At 37.3% G+C, this 18413-nt stretch carries 17 protein-coding genes and 1 pseudogene; 8 read left to right on the plus strand and 10 right to left on the minus strand.

Translation table 11 applies throughout. The features are described from left to right. Nucleotides 1-13 precede the first annotated feature (13 nt). Nucleotides 14-1285 carry an IS4 family transposase gene (locus L647_RS0110055; protein ID WP_024610808.1) on the minus strand — a complete coding sequence of 424 codons (1272 nt, stop codon included), beginning with the start codon at nucleotides 1283-1285 and terminating at the stop codon, nucleotides 14-16. Between the two features lie 197 nt (nucleotides 1286-1482). Here L647_RS0110055 and L647_RS0110060 point away from each other — a divergent pair, with 197 nt between their 5' ends. Beyond that, nucleotides 1483-2085, plus strand: coding sequence for an alpha/beta hydrolase (locus L647_RS0110060; protein ID WP_024611008.1), 603 nt, complete (start codon nucleotides 1483-1485; stop codon nucleotides 2083-2085). Here L647_RS0110060 and L647_RS0110065 read toward each other — a convergent pair. Next, nucleotides 2082-2291, minus strand: coding sequence for a hypothetical protein (locus tag L647_RS0110065; protein WP_024611009.1), 210 nt, complete (start codon nucleotides 2289-2291; stop codon nucleotides 2082-2084). The genes L647_RS0110060 and L647_RS0110065 overlap by 4 nt on opposite strands. 342 nt (nucleotides 2292-2633) lie before the next feature. Here L647_RS0110065 and L647_RS0110070 point away from each other — a divergent pair, with 342 nt between their 5' ends. Beyond that, nucleotides 2634-3107 carry a Dps family protein gene (locus L647_RS0110070; protein ID WP_024611010.1) on the plus strand — a complete coding sequence of 158 codons (474 nt, stop codon included), beginning with the start codon at nucleotides 2634-2636 and terminating at the stop codon, nucleotides 3105-3107. Between the two features lie 287 nt (nucleotides 3108-3394). Here L647_RS0110070 and L647_RS0110075 read toward each other — a convergent pair whose 3' ends face one another. Continuing rightward, nucleotides 3395-6337 (minus strand): TonB-dependent receptor, encoded by a 2943-nt coding sequence (locus tag L647_RS0110075; protein ID WP_024611011.1) that lies wholly within the window; start codon nucleotides 6335-6337, stop codon nucleotides 3395-3397. A gap of 238 nt (nucleotides 6338-6575) precedes the next feature. Between L647_RS0110075 and L647_RS0110080 the strand changes: the two genes are divergently transcribed. Then, the gene (locus L647_RS0110080; RefSeq protein WP_024611012.1) at nucleotides 6576-7331 is read left to right on the plus strand and encodes a response regulator transcription factor; all 756 of its coding nucleotides are present in this window, start codon (nucleotides 6576-6578) and stop codon (nucleotides 7329-7331) included. A gap of 22 nt (nucleotides 7332-7353) precedes the next feature. Here L647_RS0110080 and L647_RS0110085 read toward each other — a convergent pair whose 3' ends face one another. The 4 genes from L647_RS0110085 to L647_RS0110100 all read right to left on the minus strand — a co-directional run bounded on the left by L647_RS0110085 (nucleotide 7354) and on the right by L647_RS0110100 (nucleotide 11539). After that, the gene (locus L647_RS0110085) at nucleotides 7354-7704 is read right to left on the minus strand and encodes a hypothetical protein (RefSeq protein WP_253948854.1); all 351 of its coding nucleotides are present in this window, start codon (nucleotides 7702-7704) and stop codon (nucleotides 7354-7356) included. A gap of 107 nt (nucleotides 7705-7811) precedes the next feature. Further along, nucleotides 7812-9887, minus strand: coding sequence for an oligopeptidase B (locus L647_RS0110090; RefSeq protein WP_024611014.1), 2076 nt, complete (start codon nucleotides 9885-9887; stop codon nucleotides 7812-7814). Nucleotides 9888-10034: 147 nt separating this feature from the next. Then, the gene (locus tag L647_RS0110095) at nucleotides 10035-10604 is read right to left on the minus strand and encodes a hypothetical protein (RefSeq protein WP_024611015.1); all 570 of its coding nucleotides are present in this window, start codon (nucleotides 10602-10604) and stop codon (nucleotides 10035-10037) included. 278 nt (nucleotides 10605-10882) lie between these two features. Then, entirely contained in the window at nucleotides 10883-11539 is a 657-nt protein-coding gene (locus tag L647_RS0110100; protein ID WP_024611016.1) for a cytochrome b/b6 domain-containing protein, read from the minus strand. Between the two features lie 108 nt (nucleotides 11540-11647). On the opposite strand from L647_RS0110100, the pseudogene L647_RS01000000124005 reads away from it, so the two are divergent. The 3 genes and pseudogenes from L647_RS01000000124005 to L647_RS0110115 all read left to right on the plus strand — a co-directional run bounded on the left by L647_RS01000000124005 (nucleotide 11648) and on the right by L647_RS0110115 (nucleotide 13205). After that, nucleotides 11648-12315, plus strand: a pseudogene (locus L647_RS01000000124005) (AzlC family ABC transporter permease). Next, entirely contained in the window at nucleotides 12312-12611 is a 300-nt protein-coding gene (locus tag L647_RS0110110) for an AzlD domain-containing protein (protein ID WP_024611017.1), read from the plus strand. Before L647_RS01000000124005 ends, L647_RS0110110 begins: the two are co-directional and overlap by 4 nt. A 96-nt stretch (nucleotides 12612-12707) precedes the next feature. Continuing rightward, complete coding sequence (locus L647_RS0110115; RefSeq protein ID WP_024611018.1) at nucleotides 12708-13205, plus strand: glutathione peroxidase; 498 nt, start codon at nucleotides 12708-12710, stop codon at nucleotides 13203-13205. A gap of 117 nt (nucleotides 13206-13322) precedes the next feature. Here the strand turns inward: L647_RS0110115 and L647_RS0110120 are convergent, their stop codons facing one another. Then, complete coding sequence (locus tag L647_RS0110120; protein ID WP_007579801.1) at nucleotides 13323-13508, minus strand: hypothetical protein; 186 nt, start codon at nucleotides 13506-13508, stop codon at nucleotides 13323-13325. Between the two features lie 386 nt (nucleotides 13509-13894). Here L647_RS0110120 and L647_RS0110125 point away from each other — a divergent pair, with 386 nt between their 5' ends. Continuing rightward, nucleotides 13895-14698, plus strand: coding sequence for a YggN family protein (locus L647_RS0110125; protein ID WP_024611019.1), 804 nt, complete (start codon nucleotides 13895-13897; stop codon nucleotides 14696-14698). Nucleotides 14699-14773: 75 nt separating this feature from the next. Here the strand turns inward: L647_RS0110125 and L647_RS0110130 are convergent, their stop codons facing one another. Then, complete coding sequence (locus L647_RS0110130) at nucleotides 14774-16216, minus strand: PLP-dependent aminotransferase family protein (protein WP_024611020.1); 1443 nt, start codon at nucleotides 16214-16216, stop codon at nucleotides 14774-14776. Nucleotides 16217-16318: 102 nt separating this feature from the next. On the opposite strand from L647_RS0110130, the gene L647_RS0110135 reads away from it, so the two are divergent. Continuing rightward, nucleotides 16319-17248, plus strand: a complete 930-nt coding sequence (locus L647_RS0110135; protein WP_024611021.1) for an EamA family transporter — start codon at nucleotides 16319-16321, stop codon at nucleotides 17246-17248. A gap of 32 nt (nucleotides 17249-17280) precedes the next feature. Here the strand turns inward: L647_RS0110135 and L647_RS0110140 are convergent, their stop codons facing one another. Further along, a complete protein-coding gene (locus L647_RS0110140; RefSeq protein ID WP_024611022.1) occupies nucleotides 17281-18156 on the minus strand; it encodes a YegS/Rv2252/BmrU family lipid kinase in 876 nt (291 codons plus the stop codon). Nucleotides 18157-18413 lie beyond the last annotated feature (257 nt).

An 18413-nucleotide genomic window follows, 5' to 3' on the forward strand; every position in this document is an offset into this window, starting at 1 on the left:
CATAGGTTAGACATTAAGAGATAATTGGATTCAGGCCGCATTTTAATCGTCCTTTTTCTTTATCTCTTTTTGGGTTCGCTCTTCGTGCATATTTTGACAAAAAACTGATAGTTTTTTGCCATGCTTTATTCAGTGTCGATATCACGCCTTGTGTTATCGACTCCATTAATTGATAAAACCAACCTTGGGTGTTTTTTGCTACCATAAATGTTGATAGCTCAATACCGGCAAGTTGTTGAACACTCATGCCTATTCGCCTCTTTACTAACAACGTCAATAAACTTGCCCACACCAAGCCTTCCATCATGCTCGCTTTTCTGGTGTTAAATTTTTGCAGGTTGCAATAAGACTTCCATTCTTTAAACAGTAACTCTATTTGCCACCTGAGACTGTAGAGCTTTATTACCGCTTCAGCGCTAAATTTTTCTCGATTTAAGTTCGTTGCCCAATAAGTAGGCTCACTTTTTCCTCTAGGCCAGCTCGCAATCAATCGATAATTAGTTTTACCTTCCACATCCATATCGACAATAACACTACGACGAATATGCTTTTTAACGTCCTTTTGCTTCTTCTGTGAAAACCGTTTTAACGCGTTACCGTGACGATTAAAAGCAGCTACTACGGTTGGATTAACCGTGGTTTTAGCCCTGACAACATAAAAGCCTCCTGCTGTATCAATTGATTCAAGATACGATAACTTAAAATAACCTCTATCCGCTAAAAACAAGGTGTCGACTAACGATTTAGCATCAGGTAAAAAATCATATTCAGCTTGGCTATCAGGACTCACTGAGATTTCTTCGGGATAACCTTGAAGCACATCCCAACTCACATGAACCTCTATTGCCGCAGGACTTATTTTAGTAAAGCGACCTTTAAAGGTATCTTTTAAACTATCGTGCACTGCGAACGAACTTCCGTCTTGCAATATGATGCGTTTGAAATCTGACAGTGTGACTTCTGTGCCGAGTATTTGTTGCTGCCATTCATTTAACGCCACATCGACCAGTGATTTCATCAATTGGCTGAATTCAGGCTTACTCAGTTGATTGTGAAACGGTTTATATTGAACATCAGTTTCCGTCAACTTCACAAAATAACGATGTAAATCTGTCACGGTGTTTACCGATTTATCGCCTAGAGCCGTTATTAACGACATGACTAATTCGAAAGGTTTTATTATTCGTTTACGGCTACAAAAACGGCTTGTTTTACCTATTTCGTTAATATTAAAATCGTTAAGCACTTTCGTTATTTTGTTTAACTCAGTATTATATTTATTCATGCTCTGCTTTTGGGATAGATAGTGGTTTGGCGATTACTATCAGATCAAATTCAGAGCATGTTTTCAAGTTTTATTCCTTAAGATCCAACCTATGTGCTATTACTATTCAAGATGGTGAAGTGTGGGTTAATACAGATCATACTAATATTGAAATAAAACCACAGCAGTTAATGTAATTGCTGATACTTTGAGGGCGTATGAAAGTTAAACACGTTATTGTTTTACATGGCTTATATATGTCTGGCTTTGTTATGCGCCCACTGTGCTCTCGTTTAGAAGAGTCTGGTGTAAAAGTCCTCAATATTACCTACAATACTCTCGATCCTAATCGCGATACTATTTTTGCTCAAATTGATGAATGCATTGCAAATGAACCTTCTGCACTTGTATGCCATTCATTAGGTGGCCTAATTGCTCGTGCGTATTTAGAAGCTAACTCTCAAGCAAGCCAGCATGTTACAAAGGTAGTTACTTTAGGCACTCCTCACCAAGGTAGCCATATTGCCCATAAAATGAAGCAAAAAGGTTTTGAGTCTTTTTTAAAAAACAGTGTTGAGTTTTTACTTACGCAAAATGGTAATTGGCCATTTAAAGCTAAGCTCTACAGTATTGCGGGTGACTTACCTATCGGGTTAATGCCACTTATAGTTAAAGGCAGTCGTTCGGACGGTACTGTGTTACTTGATGAAACTAAGCTCAAGGGCATGGCAGAACATAAGGTGTTCCATTTAAGCCATACCAGTATGATTTACTCACGCGAAGTGGTTAATTATATTTTAAAGTGCTTGAGTGAAGACTAATCTTCAGCAGCCTCTGCAATTTTATAGCTAATTAAAAATATAACACCCAGTATCAATGGGATTGGTGCTGCGATGTAACCAAAAAAATCAGAGTTAGCAAAACTAGCACCTGCCAAGTGAGCAACTAACCCCAATACAAATGCCAACAGCGCTATACCAACGACTATTAATTCTGCTTTATTTTGTTTTGCTGTTTTTGCATGCATGCTATCTCTCCTAATTATTTCGATAACATTATTATGCGCCGTTAGAGTGATTGATTTTTGACCTGCATCAATAAATAAAATGGCAATGAGATTGCCTTGCTAATAGTTTGTTTTAGATCATAATTTGTGCAGCTCAAATTTTTATTTTTTTTGAGGGGTAGTATTTTAATTCATCAGACCCATCTATATTAATAGTCCATAAACTTAATTTAAAAGTAACGTCATTAACAGTTGATAGTTTAAAGCTATTACATTGATAAAATTAAACGATTTTACTAATTAAGGCTAATGTATAATACTCATTAGCAGTTCACAAATTAACGGTTATTTAAGGAGCAAGTTATGTCACAGGTAAACGCAATTGGTCTAAATAGTGCAAAAAGTGATGACATTGTAAAATCACTCAATACGCTATTAAGCAGCTACCAAATTCAATACATGAATGCGCGTGGTTTTCACTGGAATATTAAAGGCCGTAACTTTTTTGAACTACACGTTAAGTTTGAAGAAATTTATAACCTATTACTTTTAAAAGTAGACGAAGTAGCTGAGCGTATCTTAACGTTAGATGGCGCACCACTACATGCATTCTCTGATTACTTAAAGGTAAGCGAGATTAAAGAAGCTAAAGGCATTAGTGATGGCGTTACGGCAGTAGAAAACCTACTTGCTGGTTACAGTACATTAATTCATATGCAGCGTGATATTTTAAACCAAGCTAGCGACGCTAATGATGAAGGTACAGCAGCACTTATGAGTGAATACATTTCTGAGCAAGAAAAACTTGTATGGATGCTAAAAGCATATTTAGATTAATTTTGAGCTAAAAAGATAAAAGCCCTCAAAGAGGGCTTAAGTAGGGATAAATCGTTAAATAATCAAACGGTTCGATTATCATATTAGACCTTTACTCAAACTAAACAACGCACCTGTTACCAGTGGCGTTTTTTTTGGTTTAAATGGATTTAGCCCTTATATACAGGGGCAAGTAGCGCTATGTTGCTTAAAAATCTGTATTGTTTTTTTTACAAAAAAAAGCCTCAGTAATTACTGAGGCTTTGTAAACATAACTCGTTAAATAACGATATTAATACCGTTATTTATTAAAACTTACTTCTAAAACCTACGTAGAATGATTGACCAATTGGATCATACGTACCTGCATCAGTTTCAGTACCAGTACTTGAACCGCTCACACCCGATAGAATGCGCGGTGGCTCTTTATCAAATAAGTTACTTGCACCTGCATATAATTCCATTGAATCACTGATATGGTAGCTTGCTTGAACATCATGGTACGTTACCGAACCAATTCCAATTCCGCCTGGTGCAATACCAAAGCCACTTAAGAATTGATCATCAAAGTCTGCAGAGCCAATGTAAGTTAAGCTCCAGTTAAAATCAAAGTCATTAAGTTTATAACCAAAGTTCCAGTTAGCTTTATGCTCTGATGCACCAATTTCTCCAGCAAACTCATCTTTATCAGCACCAGGAAGTGGAATGCTGTAACCATCGATTAAGTAAGTGTAAGCAAGGCGAGTTCTAAACGCACCCGGACCAATATCAGTAGCGTACGTTAGTGTTAAATCAACACCTTCTGTACCTAAGCCACCACTGTTAGTTACACCACTGTCGATAAACTCTAGCGAACCGGCACTATTGTTACCTGAAGAAACGCTACGACGAGTTACAAAGTCACAAAAGCTTGTATCGCCACCACCATAACACTGGTCAAGAATAAACTGACGAGGCGTTGATACAATTGCATCAGTAATTTCAATGTCGAAGTAATCAAGCGTGATATCTAGTCCAGATATTAAGTTTTCTGGGGTAAACACCAAACCTACTGTTACAGAATCACCAACCTCTTCTTTTAAGTCTTCGTTACCACGGTTAAAGCCACTAATGCCTTGTAGGTCAGACTGGTTAAGTGCAAACTCACCATTTGATGCAATGTTAGATGTAACACCAACATCTGCACGACAAGCATCACCTGCAGCACCGCCACCACTATTGCTAACACCTAAACATGGATCATTTAAACCACTTGGGAACGTTTGCGAAGGTGGAGAAAATAACTCATCGATATTTGGAGCACGTGTTGAGCGAGCACGAGTAGCACGTAAACGTAAGCTATCCATTACTTCCCAATCAACACCCACATTCCAACTTTCGGTGTTACCGACTGTTGAATAATCAGATAAGCGAACAGCTGCGTTCATTGTTACAGTATCAAGCACTGGAATATTAGCTTCTACATAAAACTCTGTTACGTCAAACGAGCCTTCTGTTGCTGGGATTGCATTACCCGCATTAAGACCGGCTTGCTGTAGTGCATCAAATTCACTACGAGAGAACTCTTCACGGTATTCAAAACCAGCAGCAATACCCACTACACCCGCTGGTAGTTCAAATAAATCACCTGAAATATTACCACCAATAATCTCTTGCTCAACCGACGTTGAAAGTGAGCTAGGTGCACTTACAAAATCAATAGCACCTTGTGATAACGAATTAAAACCAAAAATATCTACTGGTGCACAGTTAAAACCACGTGCTGTAGCATCGATACAAATAGCTTCATCAGTAATACCGTCGCCATCTAAATCTTGGCTATCGATAACAGACTCTAAACCTTGACGAAAGCTTTGTACATTAACTAAGCCGCCTGAAACTTGTTGCTCTTTTGTTTTACCATATACATAGTAAGTATCGTAAAACCAACCATCTGCTATTTCACCTTGAAAACCAAGTGCTAAGCGGAATGTATCACGCTCGGCTCGTGCTCCACGGTTACCGATATCACTCAAACGTTTTGCAAAAAAGATATCACGCATACCATCACCATCGGTGTCAGTTGCTGCGTTATATATATCATCTGGTACGAATGCACTACGTAATATTTCACCGTTTACATTAAATTCAATAGGTACTTGACCATTTGCATAAATATCGTCAGAAGCGAACGGGAACGGCTCTAATTCAGACTCTGTTGTCGTTGCAGCGTAAGTCCCTTCATAAAAGAAGCTATGCTTATCGCTTAATTCATAACTACCATTTGACGCAAATAAGTAACGCTCTGTAGGTATTGCGATTGTACGTACACCACTTCGGTTAAAACCATTTGCCTCTACGCCATCGCCGCCGTTAGTGCTAAACGAATTTTGTAGATTATTAGAACCATCAAACGTAAATGTTTCATCTCCAGCGCTAAAACGACCTTGTGGTGGGAATGAAGATAAGAACGGGCTTACGGCATCAAATACAGAGCCAGGGTTTGCTACTGGATCATCTTCAAAGAAAATACCTGAAAATTGGTCTACTGCTGAACGATCACGGTCACGTGAGAAAACAGCACCTTGATCAGAGTAACCAAGGTGAAACATTGCATGCCCTTTGCCATCTGAACTTGATAAACCTGAGGTAAAGTTAAATTGACGCGACTCGTCATCACCTTCACTTGACTCACCATATTGGCCATCAAACTCAACGCCTTCAAAGTCATCTTTTAAAACAAAGTTAACTACACCAGCAACAGCGTCAGAGCCATAAACAGATGAAGCACCACCAGTCATAATTTCAACACGTTCGATAAATTGGCTTGGGATAGTATTTAAATCAACAGCAGAACTACCTGGTACACCTGATACATAACGACGACCGTTAACTAATACCAATGTACGGTTAGAACCTAGGTTACGTAAATCAACTGTAGCAACACCCGCACTGGCTGTATTAAAATTTGAGTTAGTACGGCTAATAGCCGGTGAACCAAATGCTGGGTTATCAAGTAGTAAATCTTGAATATTTAGTGAACCAGAAGCATCGATAGCGGCGCTATCTACAACTTGAATTGGTGCAGATGACATAGCTTCTGCTGAGCGAATACGTGAACCAGTTACTTGCACTCGTTCTATTTTTTCAATTTCTTCATCCTCAGCTGCAACACCTTGGAACGAAAAACCTGCAAGTAATACACTACTTAATGCGACTGTTAATGATGATTTTTTAAATAATCGATCATTACCTTTGTTAGTTAATTTCATTTATTTCCCCTGAATTGTTATTTTTGTAACTAAATGGTTACTTCGCGAGTTACATTAAGGGGATTAAAATCAAGTCTCTATATATGTTCTTTAATAGGCTCTGTAACAGGTATGAAATGCTTGTTTGATGGGATAAAAATATACATCACATTCATTATTGAAAATATTTGGTATTTTTATAACATTTTTTTCTCTAAGCACGGTCTTTATAAGTATACATAGTAGGGGATAGACAATAATGAACGCTTCTTTTCATGCACTAACTTTTGTTGCTAATACTGACTTTGCAACATTTTTAACAAAACGCGTGCAAGATCATAGACATTTTGAGTCTCAATCGCTTGTTTCAACACAGCGATTAGATCAAATTGATACTACCAAATATAACGTACTTTTTTATGAGTTAACGGATTTATCCGATCCCACTCAAATTGTGCATCTAACTGAACTTGCAAAAAAAATGAAATTGGTAATTATTGCTCAGTCTGGTCACTTTGCGAGTTTTGCTTTTGAAGTAGGTGCAGTTGATTTTTTAACTTTAGATTCAACAACGCCAAGAGTAGAAAAGTGCTTTGATAAGCTCATACATCTGTGTCCTACTGCTAGTGCAGCAGAGCGCCAATATCAAGAAAACACCCAACAAGATAAGCCATCGTCATCACATATTGTGGTTAAAGATGTAGGTAAAGTAAGGTTAATTGATATACAAGATATTATTTGGATAAATGGTGCGGGCAATTATGTAGAGCTACATTTTACGCAAGGTGGAACACCAATTTTACATCGTGAAACCATGAAAAATATTGAGCAACAATTAGTACCTGAAGGCTTTATTCGTATTCATCGCTCAACTTTAGTTAGAAAACAAGCAATTTGCGAACTAATGCCAACCGACAGCGGCGACTATAAAGTAAGGCTTAAAAATGATATGTGTTTGAACCTTTCAAGACGTTACAAAAGTTGTTTAGAGAGTATTATAAGCCCTCTTCAGTAGCGGCTTGTAATACTCATTTTAGTTACCAATTTTGCTTAATGTAATTATCGTTTGGGTGCACTAATAAATAGCTTTCGTTATCTTTATAAAAGTTTACTTCTACATCGCTATTTTTCCATATTCTTTCGAACATATTTTTAGCTACGATATTAATATTTAAATAGTCAACTCGTTGATAGCCACGCTCCTTTACACCAGCAAAATAAGCTTCTAGCGAATCAAGGCTATCTAAAGTTAAAAGCTCAAACTCCCCAAGATTAACAATTACATACTTAATCGTATTTTTGGGGTGAGTACTTAACTCTTGAATAACACCGTTAGTTAACGATGTAATGCCTTCATTGTTAAAGCTACCCTTTAATTTTAAATACATATTAGGGGGCTGTGAACAAATCTGGAATTCGCCATGTGCTCCAAACATAAATTACCTTATATATTAAGTTCTATTATATAGAATAATACAATTTATCGATTTTGCAGTTAATTTAACAATGCGATAAAAAAAGCCATTTCGAGCGCTTTTTCTTCTAAGCTTTTAAAGCGACCTGATGCGCCACCGTGACCAGCATCCATATCAGTTTTAAAGACTAAAATATTACTGTCCGTTTTAAGCTCACGCATTTTTGCAACCCACTTCATAGGCTCCCAATACTGTACTTGCGAGTCGTGTAACCCAGTAGTCACCAGTATATTAGGATAAGCCTGCGCACTAATATTGTCATACGGCGAGTAAGCTTCAATTACATCATAAAATTGTGGCTCATTTGGATTCCCCCACTCGTCGTACTCATTTGTTGTTAGTGGTATGCTCTCATCAAGCATAGTTGTCAACACGTCCAAAAATGGCACATGACAACCAACGCCACAGTACAATTGAGGAGCCTGGTTAACAACGGCTCCCATAAGCAAACCACCGGCACTACCACCTGATGCAAATACTTTATTGCTATCACAATAACCTTGCTCAATAAGTGCTTTTGTTACATCGATAAAATCGTTAAAGCTATTTTGCTTAAATTCTTTCTTACCTTGCTCATACCATTCACGCCCTAACATTTCAGAGCCACGCACGTGCGCTATTACATAAACAAAACCACGGTCAAGTAAGCTTAATGACGTACTAGAAAAGCTTGGATCGATAGTGTAACCATAAGCACCGTAACCATATTGAAATAACGGATTGGTACCGTCTTTTTTAAAGCTATCTTTACGATACACAACCGAAACAGGTACTTTAATACCATCTCGTGCAATAACCATTAATCGCTCAGATTGATAGTCATCAGCACAAAAACTACCTAATACTTTTTGCTGCTTAAGTAACGTTTTTACACCAGTTGTTAAATCAACATCGTACAAAGAACCTGGTGTCGTTAAGCTTGAATAATAAATACGTGCTGTTTGTGCATCAGGCTCTGGGTTCATCGCAATTGCGGCATAATAACAAGGATCTACAAACTCTAACGCCATTCGTTTATTTTGCTGATCAACAACTACAAATCGAGCTTGCCCCTGTTCACGTTCACTCAATACTAAAAAGTTATTAAATAACTCTACGCCTTCAAGCAATACATTACGCCTATGGGGTGTATGCTCTAACCATTGTGTTTTATCAGAAATAGTTTCGGTTGTTGCTGTCATTAATCTAAAGTTTTTAGCGTGCCAATTGGTCACAATATAAAATGTGTCACCCAGTTTATCTACGTCAAACTCATGACCTTCTTCGCGCGGCATTAGCGCTTTAAATTCGCCATTAGGGTTATTTGCATCAAGCACCCATGTGTCGTTTGTTTCCGTTGAGGCTAAATCAATTATAATTAAACTCTCGTCACGGCTTTTACCAAGCCCCATAAAAAAGCTACTGTCTTGCTCTTCATACACCATTACGTCTTGGCTTTGCTTACTCCCTAATTCATGCCTAAACACTTGATAGCCAAGTAATGTTTGTAAGTCTTTTTTAACGTAAAAAACAGTTTTATTATCGTTTGCCCAAACAATTTGCCCTTCCGTGTTTTCAAGTACATCTGACAGCATTTTGCCTGTTTCAATATTTTTAAAGTGCACGGTATAAATACGACGACCTTCAGTATCTTCTGAATACGCCATAAGTTGCTCACACGAACTTAAAGCAACCTCTCCTAATTCAAAAAACTCGTATCCATCAGCTATTTCATTTACATCTAATAGAAGTTGTTTGTCATCTGCACTCATGCTTGTACTTCGATAATGCCGAGAGTATTCATCATCTCCACGTACTTCACTGTGGTACCAGTATTTTCCGTCCTTAACCGGCACCGTATTGTCGTCTTTTACAATACGTGCTTTTAGCTCTTCAAATAATGTATTTTGTAGCGGCTTCATAGCGACTAATTGCTCATCACAATAAGTATTTTCAGCTTGTAAATGGGCTAATACGTCCTCATTTTGACGCTCATCATCGCGCATCCAATAATAATTATCAGTGCATGCTTTGCTATGAGTAGTAAGCTTATGAGGTTGCTTTTGAGCAATAGGAAAATCAGGCAATAAATTTAAAGAAAAATCAGGACGAGACACAAATGAAGCCAATTAAAAAACAATAATATTTACAGTTTATCATAAAAGCAAAAAGCCCACTCAATATTGAGTAGGCTCAGATGTAGCGGTTTTTTTGTTAAAAATAACAACACTTACAGAGGGTTTAATTTTTAATGAAAGCTATGCCTAGCCTGATATTTGTAACCAAGCCATTGCCCAACTTTTACCAACGCCAGGTTCAAACATTTTTTTCTTATCTTCACTCGCTCGGCAAAATTCATTAAAAGGCCAAGGTCTGCATTCGTAAACTTCCCCAGTTTTAGGTTGCAGTACTTTCGTTCCTGCATTGTAGATATCGCTATTCTCAGGGTATATATAATCGTATGCGTTATTTTTTGTATCAATACAATCATCGCATTTCGCTATGCAATGAAAGCCAATGTGAACTTTATAAATACCGCTACTTTGTAAAGCAAAAATTTCGTTTTTTCTATAAGCTAAAACTAAACCTTCATCGGTCATTTTACCTGCGCTTACAAGAGGAATATGCACATTAATATACTCAGCCACTAAACGCAGCCATGCATGAGGTTCACCTTGCTCAAGCGAGGTGATTTTATAATCAAACGATAAACTGACTAGCTCTCCTTGCATGTCGTAAAAGGTTACACTCACCACATCACCAATAAATAATTGAGTATGGTGATTTAAGCAACCTATAGCTGACCATTTTCCACAGGCCAACGACGTATGCATAAACACAGCAACACCTTAAGAGTTACAAAATCGTACCCATATTATATGGATACATAAAAAACACATTGAGGGCAAGTAATACATAATAATAGATTATGCGCTAATCCTACGATAACAGCTTTAATAGTCTAAAACCTTAGATTAGATGCTTTACATTCTAATTTTTAGATTGGTTCACCAACAATTCGGCGATTATAATTTGCCAGCATACAACAATCAAACAAAAGAATGTAACCTAAATAAAAAACCAATCATTAACGATTGGTTTTAGCGTTCTTTTAGCTAAATAAATAACTTAGAGGCTCTTTTGCCCAAGTAAATATAAGTAGTAACAATAAAGCTGCAAATATTAACCACGCTAACCAAGGTGCTTTTGTTACTACGGTTTGCGACTCCCCCGCTGTTAAATCTTTTGAACCGGTGATCATCGCTTTTACTAACGGTTTGCCTTTAATTCGATAAATAATAATAGCCAGCACATGGAAGCCGATGGCATAAAGTAGTATGTCAAAATTAAGGCGGTGCAGCCAATTTGCAAAATCAACCGTATCGCTCGATACATACTGCGCAAGCGGACCATCAGTTAAAATACCATCACTGCTCATCAAGCCCGTAGTAAGTTGCGTAATTATCAAAGCAAAAAATGCAAGTACCATGTAACTGCCAGGGGCAGAGTGACCTATTATATCAGTCGGCTTTTTAAAGCTCTTAAATACAGCTTTTGGTGAGTGAATAAGTGCACTTAATTTAGCCGTTTTACTGCCAATAAAACCCCAAATTAAACGTGTTGCGATCAACGCCAAAGTAAAAAAACCAGCAACAAAATGCAGCTCAATCATGCCCTCATCAATACTAAAATAAAGTACTGCAATACTTATTACTAATAACCAATGAAAGCTTCGGACAAAGCCATCCCACACTTTTAACGTCGTCATTTTACTAATCCTTAAAAAAAACAGTATTATTGAAAATGTTAACTACTTTAACATCATAATATTAAGGTATCCTTATTAGCCATTCTACAAGCCGTGAGAGTAAATACCATGCAACCAGTTAAAAAAGCTATTTTAAAGGGCTTTTTAGACATGTTACCTCTGTGCTTAGCCGTTATCCCTTGGGGTATTTTATGCGGTTCTTTAGCTATTCAAAATGGCTTTAGCGCATTAGAAACGCAAGCCATGTCTTTATTAGTNTGGCTGGTAATACCCCGCTGTTAACTATTTTATTTACTACTTTTATTATTAGTTCACGCCACTTTTTATATGGTTTAGCTGTAAGACACAAAGTGATTGATCAACCTATGCGCTGGCGCTTACCGGTTAGCTTTGTTTTAACTGACGAGCTATTTGCATTTTCTCATCATCGTAAAGCGTATAGAACAAAAATACGTTTAACATACGCACTTAGCGCAGGGTTTAGCTTTTATATTGCATGGAACATTTGGACATTAATTGGCATTGTAGCGGGCACAATGCTACCCGATTTAACTAATTTAGGGCTCGACTTTGCCATAGCGGCTACGTTTATAGCTTTGGTTGTTCCGGGCATTAAAAACTTAGCCTCACTCATTACCGTTATTGTGGCAGGTGTTAGCGCGACACTTTTAAAAAGTACAGGATTTGAGCTGTGGCTTGTTTGCTCAGCGCTAATTGCAATGAGCGCGGGTTACATCACTGCAAGGCTAACAGCTAAAAAGGACGTTAACGTATGATGACGACTATTTTACTCATGGCGTGCATTACATTTTTTACGCGTTATTTGTTTTTACACCGTAATTTACCGTTTAAGGTCGGCCCTAAAATGCAGCAATTTTTAAGCTTTAGTGCCCCTGCAGTACTAACAGCTATTTGGGTACCTATCGTATTTTTAAACGAAGATGGTATTAATTTAAATTGGCAAAACCCCTACCTTAGCGCAGCTATTGTCGCCATTATAGTTGCCTATAAAACACATAACATTTATTACACTACCCTTGCGGGCATGGGGCTATTTTTAATATTAAACTAAGGCAGATTAAACTAAAGCAGTTATCTAACCTTTATACTTTATGAAATACTAATCTGGGGTTAAAATGCTGCTAACAATAATAAAAAAGACACCAATATGCACAAATTTCATCAACTAAGCGCAACAAGCTTGCAAGGTCACCCTATCAACTTTAACGATTTTGAAGGTAAAGTTGTGCTTATTGTTAATACCGCAAGCAAATGTGGATTTACCCACCAATATGAGTCATTGCAAGCCTTGCATAATAAGTATGCCAGCCAAGGTTTAGTTATTTTAGGGTTTCCGTGCAATCAATTTGGTCAACAAGAACCCGGTGATGCAACACAAATAGAGCAAGGATGTTTAATTAACTATGGGGTTAGTTTTTTAATGTCGGCTAAAGTAGATGTAAACGGTGAGCATGCACACTCTGTATTTCGTTATTTGAAGTCAGCTTTACCGGGCTTTTTAACACGAAAAATTAAATGGAATTTCACTAAATTTTTAATTGCAGCAGACGGTACACCAATTAAGCGTTATGCGCCTTTCACTAAGCCCGAAAAATTAGAACTCACAATTCAAAAAGCATTAACACAAACTAAAAATCCGCTTTAAAAGTAATAAAGAGGCGCAAGGCCTCTTTATTGCCAATACTATCAAGCCTTAAACGTACGTATAACTGCACATTTAAGACTCCAATATTAATTGGTCCTTTATTTATACTAGTACGATTTAATCTGTGTAATCGCTTAAATCGTCTTCGCCTAGGTTTTTACGTAAGCGTTTTTGCTCAAGGTAGTCTTCCAACTTCTTCTTAACCTTTTGCTTGTTCTTATCGTGTTGATTACGCCCGAGCATTTCATACTCGTCTTCAACAAAATCGTCATCTAGCGCATCGTAACTAAATGTCTTACCCACAACCCACTCCATAAAGTGTTTGAGACCAACCAAGGGTTTTTTAACCGCAATAATTGGTAAATTAAAATGTTTAACGCAAAAACATTATAAAAATTCACGTCAAAATAAAGTCACGTAGCTATATTAAATAGTCTTCATGTCAGTAATGTGAATAAATAGCGCTAAATTTCAATTGAGGAAAGTGAGAGTTTTTTATCGTATCGATAAATATTTTTTATAGCCTTGTATAACTTAGTTAATTTGACTAAAAAATAGTTAATTAATAACTATACAGAGTCGCAAAAAAACACCTAAAACAAACTAATTTGTTGTTTATTATAATAAAAAAATAATGGCATTAAACTTGTTATATATTAATAGTCATCAACAATAAGTAGAGAAAAAACATGAAAAAATTACTATTAGTTAGCGCATTAATTTGTACGCCAGCAGCCATGGCTCATAACGATAACAATTCAGCTGTTTCATTTAGCGGTGAGCAATGTGATGTTGAATTTAAAAATGACGTACGCATTAAGCCAAACGAATTAGAAATTTTTACGGCAAACAATCAAACCATGCTATTTAATACCGATGGTGACTTAACCGTAAATGGCGAATTAGTAACGCTTGATAGCTCACAACGTGGTGCATTAACTAAGTATTCTGATAGCCTGCGTACGAAACTCCCTGAGGTAGCTAACATAGCGCTTGATGGTGTGAAAATTGCCGGTGTTGCATTAGAAGAAGTGAGTAATGCTTTTAACATCGACGGTCTTGAAGATATGTCTTCACTTATGGACGATATTAGAATTGAAGTAGAAAATACCTTTTACCAGCAAGGTACATTTGTAATGGGTCAACAAAGTTTTAATCAATTTGGTGAGAGCTTTGAACAACAGTTTGAAGAGCAAATAGAAACAGCAGTTGAATCAGCAGTAATGCAGTCTATGGGCAGTATTTTAATGGCTTTAGGTTCAGAGTTGCTAGGCTCTGGAGGCGACATGGATGCATTTAAACAACGCATGGAAAATATGGGTGCACAAATAGAAGAAAAAGTAGGGCTACACGCCAGTGCACTTGAAGAACGCGCTAATTCTTTATGCGGTAGCTTTGCAGACATTGCAAAACAAGAAGAGCAATTAGTAGTACAAATTCCGCAGCTTAAAGGTTATCAGTTATTTAGTTTTAAACAGAATACTCAAAACTAATGTAGTTCTTTTTATTTAATATCCCTTTGGCAGCATTTAAGTTTACTTAAATGCTGCTTTTTTATGTTCTAAATACTATTTTTTAGCTAATAAGGTAAGCTTGCCAAGTGTTATTATTGCTTGTTCTATCTGCTCGCTCCACTGCACGCCGTAACTTAACCTTACGCAGCTTTTATATTTATTAGAGGCTGAAAAAATAAGCCCAGGTGTAATGCTAATACCAACCTCAAGTGCGAGTAAAAATAACTTTTGGCTATCGTACTCGCTTCCTAAATCTAGCCACATTACGCAACCCCCTTTTGGATCGCTTATACGTGTGTTTTTTGGCATTGCTTGCTGTAAACACCACCGCATACGCTCTTTATTATCGCGTAGGCGCTGCCTGAGCACCTTTAAGTTTCGATCGTATTCTCCGCTAGCAATAAATTCAGATAGCGCCCATTGGTTTATTAGTGAAGCAGAACAGCTCAGTGCTCTTTTGTATCGCCGCGCTTGTGTTGCAAACTTACCCGCAACCACCCAACCCACACGATAGCTAGGCGCTGCGGTTTTAGAAAAAGATGAGCAGCTAATTACCAACCCTTTTTTGGAATATGCTAGAGCAGGCGTACCTCGGTTTGCCGTAAAATATAAATCGCCGTATACATCATCCTCAATTAACACCACGTCATGGCTTTCGAGTAACTCCACTAGCTGCTGTCTATTTGTATCTGGCATAAAACTGCCTACAGGGTTACTAATAGCAGTCGAAAATAAACAAGCTTTTATATCATGCTCACTTAAAGCTCGTTCCAAATCGTTTAACCAAATACCATTATCTGGGCACAATGGTATTTCGAGCGCTTTAAGCCCTAGGCTTTCTATTAACTCTATAATACCGTGATAGCACGGCGTTTCTATAGCAACTACATCGCCAGGCTTTGTCACGCATTTAAGCGCAATAGCCATCGCTTCTTGTGCGCCATTGGTGATCACCAACTCGTCCATATTAATACCAATGCCAAAATCTAAATAACGATGCACCAACTGTTTTTTCAAAGGAACAAAACCGTCTGTTGGCCCATAGTTAATCGCTTTACTGCCTGCGATAGTCATTACTCGGCGCATGTTTCTGGCAAGTGCTTTGTCGGTTGGTGCTGCGGCAATTGGATTAGCGATACCAAAAGGGACTACGTTAGCTTGATGAATCGCGCTATATACTTGCTCTATTAACGCCTGTTTATTTACCACCACAGGTTCGCGACTTAATTTAACTCGTTTAGGTAGGTTTTGTGCCAAATTTACGGCTTTTAAAAAGTAACCAGATTTTGCACGAGCCTCTATTAAGCCTTGATCTTCAAGTGACTGGTAAGCTTGTTTTACGGTTGGAATACTTACCTTTAAATTATCAGCCATTTTACGCAGTGATGGCAGTTTTTCACCCGGGAGTAAAACTTGTTGGGCGCTCATATCTCTTATCAACTGAATAACTTGTTGATATAAAAACTCATGCCCTTGGCTATTTTTTTGTCTGATCATTACACACCAAATCTGTATAGGTTACATTTTTACTTTTCTGTATATGGTAAGTATACAGATAGGTCTTAGAATAACCATTAAATCGGGTTTTGGAGATCAACCATGAAAAGTGCGGCGCTATACATTACAACTGTTTTAATTTGGGGGTCAACGTGGCTAGCTATCGGGTTTCAATTAGGCGATATTGCTGTTGAGCTATCATTATTTTACCGCTTTGCGATTGCAGCACTTTTAATGTGGTTATATGTGGCTTACAAAAAACCCGATATGCGCTTTAATTTAACTGATCATGGTTTTTTTATTTTATTAGCTATTTGTAACTTTGGCTTAAATTACCTCATGCTTTACTGGGCACAAAATTACCTAACCTCAGCAATGGCCTCAATTGCCTTTTCGATGCTACTTGTTATGAATATCGTCAACACTCGGTTGTTCTTTGGTAAACCTATTTCAAAACGAATTTATACAGGCGCAGTACTCGCGGTATTAGGTATTACATGTCTGTTCTGGCCACAGTTACAACAATTCGACTTAAGTAATGGTGCATTGGTCGGGTTACTACTTGCCCTTGGCGGCACCTTTGTGGCTTCATTAGGAAACATGGTAAGCGTTCGCAATTCTCGTAAACAAATTGGTGTATTGCAAGGCAATGCATGGGGCATGTTATATAGCGCTATTGGCTTAGCGTTATATGTATTAATAAACGACGTGCAATTTAGTTTAAGCGCTCCAACTAGCTACTGGTTATCATTACTTTATTTATCGGTATTTGGCACCGTAATCGCTTTTGGCTGTTATTTTGCGCTACTAAAAAATATCGGCCCAGAAAAAGCCAGCTACGTGATTGTATTATTTCCGCTGGTTGCAGTAACACTTAGTAGCTTTTTTGAAAATTTTGAATGGCATGCGAATACTTTTACCGGATTTAGCTTAGTATTATTGGGTAACGCTATTGTGCTTACTCCAACTAAAAAAATTAATGCCTTTTTAGCTAACAGAGCAATTGCTAAAAGTGGCTCCGCCCCCAGTTAGAGGCGTTATTAACGCAACTAACGCAAAAGCGTCTACTTTACAGTAGACGCTTTTTTTATTGGTATATGAAAAAGTAAAGCTTGCGCATGCACGCTTACAACCGCTGGTGTTTTACCGACCAGCTCACCATCTGCTTCAATTAATAATCCATTCGTATTTATAACCGCGCTGCTTAAGTGACTATAAGTCAGATTTTTTATGTGTTGATGACGGTTAAAAAACAATTTAATAAAACTTATTACATTACATAAAACACGACCAGATCGCACTTGATAACAATCAACCATCCCATCAGTAAGCGATGCATTAGGCGCAATTTTTAAGCCGCCACCAAAGTGCTTATGATTAGCAAACACCGTCATTAAATTAGGGTATTGTTCTGCGCCTTGAGTAAAGACACCATTGAGTTGTTTAGGTTTATAATAAAATAATTCTTTAAAGCTGGTCCAGCTATAGCTAAACGCAAAACCTCTTGTTTTATTATTCAATGTATTTACAACATGAGCATCAAAGCCAACACCTGCAATGTTAATAAAGTATCGCTCATTAATTTGGCCAATATCAACTTCTGTAGGGTTATTAAATACAGCATGCTGCCAGTCAGCTATGTTACAACTAAACCCTCTCGAAAAATCGTTACCTGTACCACATGGTAATAATGCTAGAGTACAAGTACTCCCCATTAGAGCATTTACCGTTAAATGCAAAGTACCGTCACCGCCTAATGTCACTGCTTTACTAAATTGACTTAACATTACTTTAATTTTTGCTAGGTCATTAGCAAACTCACCTGTTGTTTCAAATATAGAATACGATAAATCACGTTTTTCACACGCATTTTTGAGCCACTCAAGTAATTTTTCAGCTCGCTTTTTAGCGTTTGGCTTAATAATTATTAATAACGACAAATTCGATCACCTTTACGCATTACCAAAAAACTTAAAAATACACTTTAAATAAATTTATTTAATCTGAATATTTATTCAAAAAACATAAAACTTTAATAAAGAATAAATAAAAAACCTCTTAAAACCACTATTAACACTAATAACTTAATTTTTTTGCTTTTAATAAGTATGCAAACAAATCAAAAAACCAAACTTAACAACGCATTAATAAACATACCTCACATTAAAATAACTAATGCTTCACCTATAACTTTTAT

The sequence above is a fragment of the Pseudoalteromonas sp. TB64 genome, assembly GCF_000498095.1.
Classification (GTDB): Bacteria; Pseudomonadota; Gammaproteobacteria; order Enterobacterales; family Alteromonadaceae; genus Pseudoalteromonas.

Coding starts and splice junctions, on each gene's coding strand:
- L647_RS0110135 (WP_024611021.1), top strand. CDS start 16,319: ATGAAAAGTGCGGCGCTATACATTACAACTGTTTTAATTTGGGGGTCA.
- L647_RS0110060 (WP_024611008.1), top strand. CDS start 1,483: ATGAAAGTTAAACACGTTATTGTTTTACATGGCTTATATATGTCTGGC.
- L647_RS0110130 (WP_024611020.1), bottom strand. CDS start 16,216: ATGATCAGACAAAAAAATAGCCAAGGGCATGAGTTTTTATATCAACAA.
- L647_RS0110125 (WP_024611019.1), top strand. CDS start 13,895: ATGAAAAAATTACTATTAGTTAGCGCATTAATTTGTACGCCAGCAGCC.
- L647_RS0110065 (WP_024611009.1), bottom strand. CDS start 2,291: ATGCATGCAAAAACAGCAAAACAAAATAAAGCAGAATTAATAGTCGTT.
- L647_RS0110080 (WP_024611012.1), top strand. CDS start 6,576: ATGAACGCTTCTTTTCATGCACTAACTTTTGTTGCTAATACTGACTTT.
- L647_RS0110115 (WP_024611018.1), top strand. CDS start 12,708: ATGCACAAATTTCATCAACTAAGCGCAACAAGCTTGCAAGGTCACCCT.
- L647_RS0110085 (WP_253948854.1), bottom strand. CDS start 7,704: ATGTATTTAAAATTAAAGGGTAGCTTTAACAATGAAGGCATTACATCG.
- L647_RS0110070 (WP_024611010.1), top strand. CDS start 2,634: ATGTCACAGGTAAACGCAATTGGTCTAAATAGTGCAAAAAGTGATGAC.
- L647_RS0110110 (WP_024611017.1), top strand. CDS start 12,312: ATGATGACGACTATTTTACTCATGGCGTGCATTACATTTTTTACGCGT.
- L647_RS0110100 (WP_024611016.1), bottom strand. CDS start 11,539: ATGACGACGTTAAAAGTGTGGGATGGCTTTGTCCGAAGCTTTCATTGG.
- L647_RS0110055 (WP_024610808.1), bottom strand. CDS start 1,285: ATGAATAAATATAATACTGAGTTAAACAAAATAACGAAAGTGCTTAAC.
- L647_RS0110095 (WP_024611015.1), bottom strand. CDS start 10,604: ATGCATACGTCGTTGGCCTGTGGAAAATGGTCAGCTATAGGTTGCTTA.
- L647_RS0110075 (WP_024611011.1), bottom strand. CDS start 6,337: ATGAAATTAACTAACAAAGGTAATGATCGATTATTTAAAAAATCATCA.